The 14,727-nt window shown below is 65.5% G+C and carries 8 protein-coding genes and 1 tRNA gene; 6 read left to right on the plus strand and 3 right to left on the minus strand.

What is annotated here, in order from left to right; translation table 11 throughout:
* Positions 1-124 precede the first annotated feature (124 nt).
* Both LDN95_RS00325 and recG read right to left on the minus strand, forming a co-directional pair.
* On the minus strand, positions 125-562 hold the full coding sequence (locus tag LDN95_RS00325) for a DUF3429 family protein (protein ID WP_226015633.1): 438 nt from the start codon (positions 560-562) through the stop codon (positions 125-127).
* 66 nt (positions 563-628) lie between these two features.
* The gene (gene recG, locus LDN95_RS00330) at positions 629-2,686 is read right to left on the minus strand and encodes an ATP-dependent DNA helicase RecG (protein WP_226015634.1); all 2,058 of its coding nucleotides are present in this window, start codon (positions 2,684-2,686) and stop codon (positions 629-631) included.
* 166 nt (positions 2,687-2,852) lie between these two features.
* On the opposite strand from recG, the gene LDN95_RS00335 reads away from it, so the two are divergent.
* The 3 genes from LDN95_RS00335 to mfd all read left to right on the plus strand — a co-directional run bounded on the left by LDN95_RS00335 (position 2,853) and on the right by mfd (position 7,265).
* Entirely contained in the window at positions 2,853-3,263 is a 411-nt protein-coding gene (locus LDN95_RS00335) for a host attachment protein (RefSeq protein WP_226015635.1), read from the plus strand.
* Between the two features lie 87 nt (positions 3,264-3,350).
* The gene (locus LDN95_RS00340; RefSeq protein WP_226015636.1) at positions 3,351-3,617 is read left to right on the plus strand and encodes a succinate dehydrogenase assembly factor 2; all 267 of its coding nucleotides are present in this window, start codon (positions 3,351-3,353) and stop codon (positions 3,615-3,617) included.
* Positions 3,618-3,758: 141 nt separating this feature from the next.
* A complete protein-coding gene (mfd, locus tag LDN95_RS00345; RefSeq protein WP_226015637.1) occupies positions 3,759-7,265 on the plus strand; it encodes a transcription-repair coupling factor in 3,507 nt (1,168 codons plus the stop codon).
* A gap of 2 nt (positions 7,266-7,267) precedes the next feature.
* Here mfd and LDN95_RS00350 read toward each other — a convergent pair whose 3' ends face one another.
* Entirely contained in the window at positions 7,268-8,560 is a 1,293-nt protein-coding gene (locus tag LDN95_RS00350; protein WP_226015638.1) for a bifunctional diguanylate cyclase/phosphodiesterase, read from the minus strand.
* Between the two features lie 149 nt (positions 8,561-8,709).
* On the opposite strand from LDN95_RS00350, the gene LDN95_RS00355 reads away from it, so the two are divergent.
* The 3 genes from LDN95_RS00355 to LDN95_RS23105 all read left to right on the plus strand — a co-directional run bounded on the left by LDN95_RS00355 (position 8,710) and on the right by LDN95_RS23105 (position 14,713).
* Entirely contained in the window at positions 8,710-9,489 is a 780-nt protein-coding gene (locus LDN95_RS00355) for an NAD kinase (protein WP_226015639.1), read from the plus strand.
* Positions 9,490-9,590: 101 nt separating this feature from the next.
* Positions 9,591-9,665 (plus strand) — tRNA-Asn (locus LDN95_RS00360).
* Positions 9,666-10,129: 464 nt separating this feature from the next.
* A complete protein-coding gene (locus LDN95_RS23105; protein WP_255629886.1) occupies positions 10,130-14,713 on the plus strand; it encodes a hypothetical protein in 4,584 nt (1,527 codons plus the stop codon).
* The last annotated feature ends 14 nt before the right edge of the window (positions 14,714-14,727 follow it).

Below are 14,727 nucleotides of genomic sequence, written 5' to 3' on the forward strand. Positions count from 1 at the left end.
GCACGGGCACAGGCCCTTGCTTCGGCAGGCAATACCCGCCACGCAGGAATGCGGGCTCAGGTTATCGGGCAGGAAAACCGGGGCGGACTCTGGAACCGAACGCGCGATCGGCGTTGGCGCGCGATCAGGGTGCGATCAAGCCCGTCAGGATCGTCAACCCGCCCAGCCCGAGCGAAAGCTGCCAGCGCAGCCTCATCCAACCGACAGGCGCGAATTGCAAAGCGCGGTCAACCAGTGGCGATAGCGCGATCAGCACGCCCAGCACGCACAACTGCGGGCCCGGCCAGGTCCAACCGAGCATCCACGGCAACCACAAGGCCAGTCCGATCAGACTGGGCAACACCGCCACCAGCGGAAACCAGCGCGGCACCGCAGGCTTTGCGATGCCAATCCCCCACCAGACGCCACCCAGAAAGCTGAAGATCAGCGCGGCATAGGCATAGGCCAGCGCGAGCGCGGTCCAGCCCAGTGGGCCGCCCTTGAACACTGCCAGAGCCAGCGCGATCTGCGGCAACAGCCCGGCCTGACCAAGCAGGCGGGCATTTTCGGGAAGCTTGTCCATGGCGCCCTGTATCGCGCTGGCGTTGACCCGACGCCTGCCCCGAAGGGCAAGGCAGGAATCGGAAGTTCACCCGCCGCGCAGCAGTTGCACACCCCAGTCACGCTCGAACAGATACAGCAGCACGCGCGCAGCCGCCCCACGCGGCGAGGCAAGGCCCCCGTCGCGATCCATCAACAGCCGCGCGTCGTCATGCGCGACCGGCAGCAGGCGCGTGATCTGCTCGAACGTGGCGACGCGGAACGGGGTATCGCCCGATTGCCGGGTACCCAGCAACTCGCCCCCGCCGCGCAGCCGCAAATCCTCTTCGGCCAAGCGGAACCCGTCCTGCGTTTCGCGCATCAGGGCAAGCCGCTCGCGCCCGGTTTCGGACAGCGCCTCACCGCGCAGCAACAGGCACGTGCTCTTGTCGCTGCCGCGCCCCACCCGGCCGCGCAACTGGTGCAACTGGGCAAGGCCGAAGCGCTCGGCCTGCTCGATCACCATCAGCGTGGCGTTGGGCACGTCGACGCCGACCTCGATAACAGTCGTGGCCACCAGCACCAGCGCTTCGCCACGGACGAAGCGCTCCATCGCCGCGTCCTTGGCTTCGGGTCGCAACTGTCCGTGGACCAGTTCTACTTTGTCACCAAAGCGCGCAGCCAGCGCCGCATGGCGCGCCTCGGCTGCGGCGAGATCCTCGGTTTCCTGCTCGCGCACCATCGGGCACACCCAATAGGCCTGCCCCCCCTTCTCGATGTGTCGCCCGATGCCGTCCACGACATCGGCCATGCGCTCGATGGCGATCACGCGGGTGTCGATCGGCTGCCGTCCGGGGGGCATCTCGTCCAGCCGGGAAACGTCCATCTCTCCGTATTGCGCCAGCGTCAGCGTGCGCGGGATGGGCGTTGCGGTCATCGCCAGGCAGTGCGGCGTCCGCTTGGCCTTCTGGGTGAGCATCAGCCGCTGTCCGACGCCAAAGCGGTGCTGCTCGTCGATCACCACCAAACCGAGATTGCGGTAGGCGACCGTCTCCTGAAAGATCGCATGGGTGCCGACGCAGATGTGGATCGACCCGTCGAGCAGGCCCATCAGCGTGGCTTCACGCGCGCGGCCCTTGTCGCGCCCGGTCAGGATGGCGATGGACACTCCGGTTCCGGCGAGCATCTTTGAAAGCGTCGCAAAATGCTGGCGCGCAAGGATTTCGGTCGGCGCAAGCATGGCAGCCTGCGCCCCCGCCTCAACCGCGATGAGCATGGCATGCAGCGCCACGGCGGTCTTGCCTGCGCCGACATCGCCCTGCAGCAGGCGCAACATCGGCGCGCCTTGCGCCATGTCGCCCGCGATTTCGGCGATCGAACGGGTCTGTGCGCCGGTCAGCGCAAAAGGCAGGTGCAGCTTGGCGCGCAAGTGGCCATCACCCGCCAGCTGTTGCCCCACGCGATTGCGATTGCCCGCGCGGACAAGCATCAGCGCCAGCGCATTGGCCAGCAGTTCGTCATAAGCCAGGCGATCGCGTGCGGCTTCGGCGGAGCCGGTGTGGGCGCTACGCATCGCATCGGCCCATTTCGGCCAGCCCGACCGGTCAAGTTGACCCGGCTCGATCCATTCCGGCAGGTCGGGCAGATGGCCCAGCGCCTGTTGCACCAGCCCATGCAGGCGGTTCTGGGTCAGCCCTTCGGACAGCGGATAGACCGGCTCGTTCATCTGGCCGAGCAGTTCGGCGCTGTCCTCGACCACATGGTCGGGGTGGACGATTTGCAGACTTTGGCCGAACTGGTCGAGCCGCCCTGCCACCCAGCGTTTCGCGCCCACCGGCAGCAGTTTCTTGGCACTGTAAGCCGCGCGCCCGAAATAGGTGATCGCGACGAAGTTGCCCGCGGCATCGGTCGCCAGCACACGAAACGGCCCTCGCCCCGCCGGTGCGCGATGCTCCTGGACGGTCAGTGCGACGACGATGTTTTCGCCCACGCCCGCCTCGTCCAGATTCAGGATTGGACGCCGCGCCACGAAGCGTTCGGGCAAATGATAGACCAGATCGCGAATGCGGGTGAGGCCGAGCTTGTCGAGCGGGCGCGCCAGCCCCGGCCCCACGCCTTTCAGGCTGCCGGTTTCGGCGAACAGGGGATTGAGCAGATCGGGACGCATTCCCGATCCTTAGCGAGCGCATCGGCCCGGCGCCACCACCGCGTTGCGGTTTGAATCGACCGTTCCGGTCCGATGATTTGTGCGCCACAATTTGATCTGGCGCATGGTCGGGGCGGTGAGGATGGCTCCACAACAACACGGTAGAAACGATCCGGAGAATATTCCCATGCTGCTTCCCCACGCCGCTGTCGTTGTCATCGTCGACGGCCATGGCTGGTCGCTGTTGCGCAATGGCGGCAACGAAACCGAGCCTGAACTGCACGCACTACCCTTGCCCGAACTGGTCGAGCACAATCACGGCTCGGGTGGTCGCCATGGGTCGAGCAGCGGCGGCACTTCCGCCCATCAGATGCGCGAGGATGCTCACGCCGCGGCCGTGGCCGACTGGCTCAACCGGCAAGTGGCCGGTCACAAGCTGGAACATATCGTCGTGATCGCCACTCCGCGCACATTGGGCGAGTTGCGCCGTCACTACACACCAGCGGTCGAGCGCGCGCTGGTCGGCGAACTGGCCAAGAACCTGCTCGGTCGCCAGCCGCACGAAGTGCTGCAAGCCCTGCGCGCGCCGTTGCAATGAGCGGCAAGTCCGGGCGGAGCAGGACGGGAAGGTTCCTGCCCGCCCGGACGCTTGAGTTGCGCGCGCGCTTGGCCTAACCGCAACGGGATGATCGACACCGACCGCCTCAACCGGCTGAAGTTCCGCGCTTGGCACCGTGGCACGCGCGAAGCTGACTACATGATCGGCTGCTTCTTCGACCGCTTCCACGCCGATTGGACCGAGGCTGAAGTGGTCTGGTTCGAACACCTTATTGACGAGGATGACGTCGATATCATGGCCTGGGCGCTGGGCACGCAACCGGTTCCTCCAGAATATGAAGGGCCGCAGATGGCGCGGATGCGCCTGCTTGATTACGTCGACATTCCGCGCTGACGCCTCACCGACCAAGCCCCTTTTCCCCGCCTTGTCGAAGTGCGGTGGCTGGCCTAGTGCATCGGCTGGCGAGCGCCCGGACGGTCAACCGATGGGGTGTTGTAGCCAGTATCTGCGCCAGATTGTTCGATTGACCCAGCGATGCCCGACCTGAACCGCCTGCTTTCCGCCACCAGTCCGCTGGTCCTGTCCTCCGTCGCGCGCGGGGCGCAGCCGCTGGTGCTGGCCGATCTGGCGCGCGCCGCCCATGCCGCCAAGGCGAGCGGCCGGGTCGTGTTCGTCGCGCCAGACGATGCAGCGATGCGCGCGGTCACCGAAAGCGCGGGCTTCTTTGCGCCCGAACTGGAGGTGCTCGAATTTCCTGCGTGGGATTGCCTGCCTTTCGACCGCGCCTCTCCCGCCTTGTCGGTCAGCGCGCGCCGTCTGGCGACTTTGCAGCGTCTGCAATGGAAGCGCGACGCGCCGCAATTGCTGGTCACCACGATCAACGCGGTGCTCCAGCGCACACTGACCCCGTTCCGCATCCGCGAATCGACCCGGCTGCTCAAGCCCGGAATCGAGATCGGGCGCGAAAGCCTGATCGGGCTGTTGCAGCGGCAAGGCTATGCCCGCACCGATACGGTGGTCGATTCGGGCGAATACGCCGTGCGCGGCTCGGTGTTCGACATCTATCCCAGCGGGTTGGACCATGGGCTGCGGCTCGACTTCTTCGGCGACGAGCTGGAGACGATGCGGCTGTTCGATCCATCGACCCAGCGCAGCGTGCAGCCGGTGGAAACGCACCTGCTGTTGCCCGCCAGCGAAGCGCTGCTCGACGAGGACAGCATCAAGCGCTTTCGCAGCCGCTATCGCGAACTGTTCGGCGCCAACGCTACCGGCGATCCGCTCTATCAGGCGGTCAGCGAAGGGCGCCGCCTGGCAGGCATGGAGCACTGGCTACCGCTGTTCGAAGACCGCATGGTCACGCTGTTCGACCATCTGGTGCAAGGCGATCTGGTCGTTCTGGAAGGTAGCGCGGCCAAGGCGGGCGAAACCCGGCTGGCTGACATTGCCGACTATCACCATGCCCGCATCGAAAGCGCGCAACGCACCCCCGGATCGTACCGCCCGCTGAGCGAATCCGCGCTCTACCTGACCAGCGACGAGATGGAACGCGCGCTGACGGGCTGGCCGGTGCATCGCACCTCGATCTTCGCCGAACCCGAATCCACCCGCGCGCTCGATTTCGGCTTTGCCAGTTCGCGCGATTTCACCGCCGAACGCGCGCAGCAGGCCAATGTCTATGAGGCTGCGGCCAAGCATCTGGCGGCGCTCGGCACGCGCGGGCTCAAGCCCATCGTCGCGGCCTATACCACCGGGTCGCGCGCGCGGTTGATCTCGCTGCTGGCAGAGGCTGGCAAAGCGGCGCCGTTGCTGGCGGAAAGCTGGCAGGAAGCGCTGGGTCTTGCTGCCAGGGGCAAGCCGGTTGCAGTCGTCCTGCCGCTGGAACAAGGCTTTGCCAACACCGAACTGGAACTGCTGACCGAGCAGGACATCCTTGGTGACCGGCTGGTCCGGCGCAAACGCAAGCGCAAGGATGCCGATGCGTTTCTGGCCGAGCTGTCCGCGCTCAGCCCCGGCGATCTGGTCGTCCACATGGAGCATGGCATCGGCCGCTATGAGGGGCTTGAGGCGATCCGCGTCGGCGAAAGCCCGCACGACTGCGTGCAACTGACCTATGCCGGGAACGACAAGCTCTACATCCCGGTCGAAAACCTCGACGTGCTCTCGCGCTATGGCAACGACAGCGATGGCGTTGCGCTCGACCGGTTGGGCGGCGAGGCGTGGCAGCGGCGCAAGGCCAAGATGCGCGAGCGCATCCTTGAAATCGCCGGGCAACTCATGGCTACCGCCGCGCACCGCGCATTGCGGCAGGCTGAGGTGCTGGCGGTCGATCCGACCAGCTATGGCCCGTTCGTCGACCGCTTCCCCTGGCAGGAAACCGACGATCAGGAGCGCGCCATCGACGATGTGCTGGGCGATCTGGTCGATGGCAAGCCGATGGATCGGCTGGTGTGCGGCGATGTCGGCTTCGGCAAGACCGAAGTGGCGTTGCGCGCGGCGTTCGTCGCGGCCATGGCCGGGCGGCAGGTAGCGGTGATCGCACCGACCACCTTGCTCGCCCGCCAGCACTACACTGCGTTCAGCGAGCGCTTCAACGGTTTCCCCCTCAACGTCGGTCGCCTGTCGCGGCTGGTCCCGGCCAAGGAAGCGACCGAAACGCGCGCCGGCCTTGCCGACGGGACGATGGATATCGTCATCGGCACCCACGCGCTGCTGGCCAAGTCGATCGAGTTCAAGCGGCTCGGGCTGGTCATCGTCGACGAGGAACAGCGCTTTGGCGTGAACCACAAGGAACGGCTCAAGCAGCTCAAGACCGACGTCCACGTGCTGACGCTGACCGCAACGCCAATCCCGCGCACGCTGCAAATGGCGATGTCGGGCCTGCGCGAACTGTCCACCATCCAGACCCCGCCGGTCGACCGGCTCGCCGTGCGCACGTACGTGATGCCGTGGGATGATGTGGTCATGCGTGAGGCACTGCTGCGCGAACACCAGCGCGGCGGACAGAGCTTCATCGTGGTGCCGCGCATCGCCGACATGCCCGAACTTGAGGAATGGCTGCACCTCAACGTGCCCGAAGTGCGCGCCGTTTCCGCGCACGGCCAGATGAGCCCGACCGAGGTCGAGGACCGCATGGGCGCGTTCTATGAACGCAAGTACGACGTGCTGCTGTCGACCACGATCATCGAGAGCGGCATCGACATTCCCAGTGCCAACACCATCATCCTGCACCGCGCCGACCGCTTCGGCCTTGCGCAGTTGTATCAGCTGCGCGGCCGCGTCGGGCGGGGCAAGCTGCGTGCTTACGCCTACCTCACCTACCCCGAGACTCAGGCGCTGTCCGAAGTGGCCGAAAAGCGCTTGAAGGTGCTGAGCGATCTCGATTCACTGGGTGCCGGGTTCCAGCTGGCCAGCCACGATCTCGATCTGCGTGGCGCGGGCAACCTGTTGGGCGACGAACAATCGGGCCACATCAAGGAAGTCGGCTTCGAACTCTACCAGTCGATGCTGGAGGATGCGATTCTGGCAGCCAAGGCGGGTGAGATCGGCCTTGCGCGCGAGCGGGAAACGCTCAGTCCACAAATTACCGTCGACGCACCGATCATGATCCCCGAGGACTACGTGCCCGATCTGGCGGTGCGCATGGCGCTGTATCGTCGCATGAACGAAGCCGAAGGTGCCGATGCGGTCGAGGCGCTGGCCGCCGAAATGATCGATCGTTTCGGACCGCTCCCCTCGCCCACCCAGAACCTGCTACGGCTGATCGAGGTCAAGCGTCAGGCGATTGCCGCGCAGATTTCCAAGATCGACGTTGGCGTGAAGGGCGCGCTCGTCAGCTTCCACAACGACAGCTTCCCCGATCCGCTTGGGCTGATCAGCTATATCGAGCGATTGGGCGGCGTGGCCAAGCTGCGGCCCGACAACAAGCTGGTCATCCAGCGCGCCTGGGGCTCGCCCGAAGCGCGGCTGAATGGATTGGTGCAGTTGACCAAGGGGTTGTCGGCAATCGCCCGCCGTGCCGGGGCTGGCAAGAAGGCGGCCTGAGCTTATTGCGGAGCCGCGGCCAACGCTGCAAACGACGCTTCGTCGATTGGCCCCGCGCGCAGGAAACCCTGAAAGACCTCGCACCCTTCATCGCGCAGGATGTCGAGCTGGGTCACGGTCTCGACCCCTTCGGCCACGACCTTCAGGTCGAGCGCGCGGGCCATCGCGACCATGGCCCGCAGGATCGCCCGGTCCCGACCGTCACGCGCGATATCCTTGACCAGCGTCTGATCTAGCTTGAGCGTGTGCAGCGGCAGCGCCTTCAACGCGCGGAAATTGGAAAAGCCGGTGCCGAAATCATCGAGCGCGACGCTGACGCCGATCTGCGCCAGTTCCTCAAGCGCAGATGCACACGCATCGAAATCGGTGATCAGGGTCTGCTCGGTAATCTCGATCGTCAGGCATTCAGCCGGAAAGCCGGTGCGATCGAGTGTGGCGCGCAGCGTTGACGCAAACTCGCCCAGTGCAAAGTCCTCGGCCGTGACGTTGAGCGACAACCGCAAGGGACTGGGCCAGCTCGCCGCGATCGTCAGCGCACGCAGCGCGATGTGGCGCGATAGCTGGGCAACCAGATCGCCCCTGTCGGCAACCGCAAACAGCGTCTCTGCACCGATCCGGCCGAACGTGGGGTGTTGCCAGCGGGCGAGCGCTTCGGCACCGACCAATGCTCCGCTGGCCACATCGAATTGCGGCTGCAGCAGGATGGTGATCTCGTCGCGGTGCAGCGCCCCCAGCAGGTCACCTTCAAGCCGTGCGGCACTCCGCCCCCGTGCGGGATGGCTGCCATCGGCCCACAGTACGCGCCGTCCGGCGCTGCGCTGCAAGGCCTCGGCCGCCTGATCGAGCCGGTCGAGCAGCGCGCCGCCCGATTCTCCGGCAAGCCCGCGCAACAGGGCGGTACGGGGGGCGAGCGACAACCGTTCATCATTGACGATCAGCGGCCGCGCGATCGTCCGGCCCAGCGCTTCGGCCAGCCACTGCCAGCGTTCGCGGCTCAGCGTCTGCGCCGAAGCGACCAGAAAATCACCGCCAGCGGTGCGCGCCACGATGGTGGAGTCGCCCAATTCCTCGCGCGCGAAGTCGCTTATCCGCCGCGCCACTTCGACCAGCACCAGATCGCCCCCGGCCTTGCCATAGGCAAGATTGACCGAAGGCAGCCGCTTGAGGCTGACCAGCATGGCCTGAATGAACCCGCCATCGCTGGCTCGATCCAGCCATCCACGCGCGGTTTCTGCACCAACCAGACCGGTCAGGACATCGCGCTCGGCGGCAACAGGTTCGACAATCGGGTTCATGGCCGGGCTCATCGAGCGAGGCCATAGGACAAAGCCGGGGCGAAATCATCAGCGTAGTTCCTTTTGCCGTTGCACCACATTGGGGCGCTCCATACACCCCGCTGCAAGACATGGGCCGCAATGGCCCCGGGGAAGGAGCTAAGGACCGCATGGTCGAAACGAAGCGCCTGGCGCTGGTCGCCTCGCCCACCGACAGGGCGCAGGATGCCGAGGTGGCCTTGCGCGCCTCACGCGAATGGGTCGCGGTCGAGGACGCCGAGGTTGTCGTCGCACTGGGCGGCGACGGCTTCATGCTGCAAGTGCTGCACCAGATGCTCGACACCAACCGCGTCGTGCCGGTGTTCGGCATCAATCTGGGCACCGTCGGCTTCCTGATGAACAAGCAGAAAAGCAGCCGCAGTCTGGACGAGCGCATTGCCCGCGCCCGCCATATCGCGGTTTCGCCGCTGTGGATGGAGGCCGAGACCAACAGCGGCGTGCTGCATACCTCGTGGGCGATCAACGAAGTCTCGCTGCTGCGCGAAACCCGCCAGACCGCCAAGCTTGAGGTGACGGTGAACGGCAAGGTGCGCATTCCCGAACTGTCTTGCGACGGGGTTCTGGTGGCGACCCCTGCCGGATCGACCGCCTACAACCTTTCGGCTAACGGACCGATCCTGCCGCTTGGCTCCAATACGCTGGCGCTCACTCCGATCAGCCCGTTCCGGCCACGCCGCTGGCGCGGGGCGATCCTGCCCGACAATGCCGAGATCACCTTTCGCGCGCGCGAGTCGGTCAAGCGGCCGGTGCTGGTGGTGGCCGACCAAAAGGAACTGCGCGATGTTAAGGTGGTGCGCGTGCGCGCCGGGCGCGAGCACCAGCTGACCTTGCTGTTCGATCGCGGGCAAAGTCTGGACGAGCGGATATTCGCCGAGCAGTTCCTCGTCTGACGGCTTGTTCGACGATCGAAAACGGCCTGTGGAAAACCGGGGCTTGCCAAACGGGAATCGCCTGCTATTAGCGCGCTCCTGCCCCGGGCAACCGGAGCCGGTCCCTGATAGCTCAGCGGTAGAGCTCTCGACTGTTAATCGAGTGGTCGTAGGTTCGAATCCTACTCAGGGAGCCATTTTCTTCGGAAACAGCCTGCAAATTCAGCCTCTCTGGCATTTGCGGGCTTGTTTCCCCCTTCTCCTTCATCGTTGGTCCGCATCGGATTTTGCAGCACCCTATGGCTTGGTAGTCTGGGGTTTGGCGGTCTGGTATGTTGGTTTTGCTCTGGGCGCCCGGATTTGCGGTGTTCCCAAAGCGCTCCGCTGTGTCTGAGGTTCTGTAACCAGCATTTAAAAGAACTTCCGCCGATCCTTGCGGGTTTGTGACCAGTAAACCGATTGGCTGAAAAAATATTCATCAACTGTGATTTGGCTTACATTAGACAAAGCAAGCAAGGCGCAATACGCAACGCATCAACAATCAAGATCACGTGGTCGGCGAAATGGGATATCTGGCGAACCGAATTGGTTCTGTCACCGCATTTGCTTTTCCATGTGGTAGCCCCTGACGCCGTCCCCTTTGAATATCGGAGGGCACAGCATGAGTACGGTAACGAGCAACGGCGCCAGCGGGACCAATGGCGCAAGTGGCGTCGGCCCAGGCCAGGCAGGATCTTCGGGAACCAACGGGTCGGCGGCTTCAGCGGCCACGGCAACCCCACTTGATGCAACAAACAATGCTTCGGCATCGGGCGGTCAGGGCGGCGGCGGCGGATCGGGCGGCTTTGGCGGGGGCGGTGCCGGTGGTTCGGCTGGAAGTGGTGCGGCGGGCGGTGATGCCGCTGCGCTGGCCATCACCAACCGCGCCGGAGCGGCGTCTGCCAACGCACAGGCTTATGGCGGCGCAGGCGGATCGGGCGGCAGCGGCGGTCTAGGCAACCCGAGTGGGTCGGGCGCAGCAGGCGGCAATGGCGGCAACGGGTCCGCTTCGGCGAAAGCCACCAACACCGCGGCAACCGGCGAAACGGTCAACGCTGCTGCGACATCCTATGGCGGCAACGGGGGCTATTCCACCGCTGCTGGCCTTACCGGTGGTGCCGGCGGGCTGGCATCGGGAACCGCCGCAATTGCCGTGACGGCCGGAAACGGTTCCGCCAATGCCACGGTACTGCAAAAGAGCGGTGACGGCGGCGGTGGCACGAACGGCGCCAATGGCGCGGCCGGTCGCTCAACGCAACTGGCCAACAGCGTTTCGGGTGCGACCAATGGCGGCAGCCTGCAACTCAACCAATCTGCCTATGGCGGAGCGGGCGGCACGTCCGACGGCGGCACTGCCGGTGCCGGTGGCGTCGCCATCGCCAATCTGAACGTCGACGACACGTTGAGCCCGACCCAAAGCGCCTACCTGAGCACCAACAACGCTGCCTATGGCGGCGCGGGTGGTTACGGCTACGTCGGCTCGTCCGGAGGAGCTGGTGCCGCTGCTACCGGTGTCTCCACCATCAAGGGCGCAAAGACCGTCACCGTCAGTTCGTCAATCCTTGGCGGGGGCGGTGGATCTGGCACGCAAAGTGGCAATGGCGGTGTCGGCGGCAGTGCGTCCGGATCTGCCAGCGGCACAAGCACGACGGTCGGCAACAACTCGGTGAACGTCGCCTTCAACACGTTTGGTGGTAGTGGGGGCAATGCCAGTGGTGCGGGCCACGTCGGCGGCAATGGCGGCATCGCGAGCGGCAGCAAGGCGAGCGGCGCTACTGCGGGCAGCGGGTTGGTCAGTATCAACCTGACGCAATTCAGCGGTTCGGGCGGCAATGGATCTGCCGGAGCTTCTGGCGGCAACGGCACCCAGTCGACGCTGATCGATGCCGTCAGCGGCCAGACTGTTTCCGGGCGGCTGAGCCTTGCGCAGACGGCCATCGGAGGCAGCGGCGGAAATGGTGCAGCAGGCGGATCGGGTGGCGCGGCGGGCAATGCCACATCATCGTTGACTTTCAACGACACCCTCAACGCCAACAAAAGCGCCCAACTCACCCTTGCCTCCACGGCGAATGCAGGCTTTGGCGGTGCCTCGGATGGCGGCGTGGCCGCAGCCGGCGGATATGGCTCTGCGACCGTCAATGCGACGGGGGCCTTCGTGGTGAACGCCACCGCGACGGCAACCGGCGGCTACGGCGGTTCGGCATCGGCGCTTGGGACCAGCGGCGCGGCCGGCGGCGCCAGCAAGGCTGTCGGCACCGCGACAAGCACGACTGTCGGCAGCGAGGCGGTAAACCTCGTTGTCGCCGCGACTGGCGGAGGCGGCGGTGTCGGCAAGGGCGCTGGCGCAATCGGTGGCAACGGCGGCGTGGCAAGCGGCTCAACGGCAAGCGGCAAGACCGCAGGCAACGGGCTCGTCACGGTCAGCCTCACGCAAAACGGTGGTGCTGGCGGCGATGGCACAAGCGGTGCCAGCGCAGGTGCCGGTGCAGCCGCTTCGGCGAACAATCAGGTTTCCGGGTCGACCAACGGCGGCAGTCTGAACCTTACGCAGGCATCCATCGGGGGCAACGGCGGAACGACGAGCGGCGGCACGGCAGCATCAGGGGGTGCCGCAACCAGCAACCTCAATTTCAACGACAACCTGAACGCAACCCAGAGCGCCTCGATCACGGCATCCGCCAATGCTCTGGGCGGCGCGGCGGGTAACGCTTCGGGTGCCGGGATTTCCGCCCTTGCCGGGACAAGCGGCACGGCGTCGCTGGTACTGATCGGGACCAAGACCCTCTATGGCGTAGCACGCGGCACGGGTGGAACAGGCGGTTATGCCCAAGGCGGAAATGCTGGCAGCGGCGGAACAGGCAATGGCACAGTGGCGGTGACCAGCACCACCGGCCAAGCCAATGCTCAGGCCTTCGCGACCGGCGGCGATGGGGGGGCGGCTTCCGGTGCTGGCACCACCGCAGGCAATGGCGGCACTGCCACAGCCACCGCAGTGGCGGTCGCCAATCTGGCGCAGACGGCATCTGCGGTCGCCTATCTTACCGGAGGCATCGGAGGCATCGGTTACAATGGTGCCAACGGCGGGAACGGCGGCGCGATCTCCGCAGCCAACGTCACCTATGGCGGTTCGGCAGGCGGCAACCTCTATCTGACCACGGCGGGCAACGGCGGCAGCGGAGGCTCCAGTTACGGCGGCCTTGCCGGTAATGGCGGTGATGCCAACGTGTCTGAAAGCATTACCAGGTCTTCGCCCGCCAGCATCAACGTTGATACCAGCGCCCGCGGTGGCGGTGGTGGCACTGGATACGTGAACGGAGCGGTTACGGTCGGTGGGGCCGGTGGAGCAGCCACTGTCAGCGGAACCGCAACCGGAAACAAGGCCGTTACGCTCACCGAATCCGCAGGCGGCGGCAACGGCGGGAATTCGGCCGGAGCGAAAGGCGGTGCCGGCGGCTCTGCCAACGCCGGTGGCGCGGCCATCAGCATGACTGGAGGAAACGAGGCAGTCGCTGCCATCGTAACGGCAACCGCAGGCGTAGGCGGTAACGGAAATGGCGTGGGCAACTCGGGCGGCATGGGCGGTAGTGCGAGCGGTACCAAGACTTCGGCGGCAACCAGCGGAAACGGCTCTGCAACAGCCTCGCTCGACCTTAGCAGTGGCGCTGGCGGGTCTGGCCTGGGCGGCGCAAAAGGCGGTGACGGGGCCAGTGCATCGGCCGTGGACCTTGTCTCGGCAACCAGTAAGAGCGGTTGGGCAACACTAACCGAAACCGCGCGCGGTGGCGCGGGTGGCTCGGCGGGTGGCGGTGGTGTCGGCGGAGCGGGCGGCGCGGCCCTCGCCAGCCAGACGTACGATGACACAGCACTAGCCTCGACACCCGCCAATGTGCTGCTCAACGTCAACGCCTATGGCGGCGCTGGTGGCAGTGCGCAGGGCGCGGCTGGCGGCAGCGGTGCGAATGCCACGGCCGCAGGTGTGCTGACAGCCAAGGGGCTTGGCACGCTTACCGTTGTGGCAACCGGCGGGGATGGAGGCCTTGGCACAACGCGCGGCGTCGGATCTGCGGCCGTTGCGACCGGCATAGCCACCACCACGGCCCCGTCGGTCATCGACACCGTTTCCGCGTTCGGTGGCATCGGCAGCGGCAGTTCGGGCAGCGCAAAGGCCACTTCCAGCGGTCACGTCGGTACGGCTTCGGCCATATCGACGGCAACAGCAGGCACCAGTGGACTGCTGGTTCGCGGCGTTGGCAGCCAAGCCACTGCAGTCATCAGCGGCACCTCCCTGATCGACAAGGCGGTCGCCAGCGCGAACAGCAAAATGGCCGCGGCCCCGCTGGCGTTCGATTGGACGTCGAATTCGGTGGCCAACGTCACCGGTGCCCCGCTTGCAGCCAACGTCAACTCGATCCTGGCCGCCAATGCCGCGATCAATGCCGCGTTCACCTCGACCAAGACTCCGACCTATTTCGCGATCGCCGAAGTGGGCGGGCACCACTCTCCTTACGGCAACGGCGCCCAGACAAGCACCGCCGCGTTCGACGTTAAAGTCGATCTGACCCAACTGGCCGTAAAACATGATCTGATCGTCGGCCTTTACGGCGGAACGAACTATGGCGCATCCGTGACCAACGTGACGCTCGACATCTCGGGCAACGGCACAACGCTGCTTCACCAAAGCTTTGCCAGCGGTGCAGCGGCCGCCGCCTATTTCACCAACAATGCGGTCGATCTGGGGTCGCTATCGTCGGCCATCTTTGCGGGCAACCTTGCCAATATCCACGTCAGCCTGAGCGTGACCGCTACCGGCACGGGTTCAGGCTTCTATGGCAATGTGCTGGTCGGCGATCCGCTGCCGCTTGGCGATGCCACTCATGACGTGACGGCAGCACCGGACGGCATTGCCCAGACGTTCACCCTGAACGATCTGGGCTCGCCCGACACGCTCGATCACTTTGTGTTCGAGCACGGGTCGGATCGGATCGCGCTGTCGCACGAGATATTTGCGGCAATTGGCGATCAATTGAGCGCGAATGAGCTGGGTTTCGGCACAGAAGCGACCACGGCCGACCAGCACCTGCTGTACGATGCAGGCACCGGGGCGCTGTTCTACGATGCCGACGGGGTCGGCGGCCATGCAGCGGTTCAGATCGCGCTACTGGTCAACAAGCCGGTGCTCGCCGTGTCCGACTTCATTCTGGTCTAGGCTTGATGCCGACG

It is taken from the genome of Novosphingobium sp. FKTRR1 (genome assembly GCF_020404405.1).
In the GTDB taxonomy this organism is placed as follows: domain Bacteria; phylum Pseudomonadota; class Alphaproteobacteria; order Sphingomonadales; family Sphingomonadaceae; genus Novosphingobium.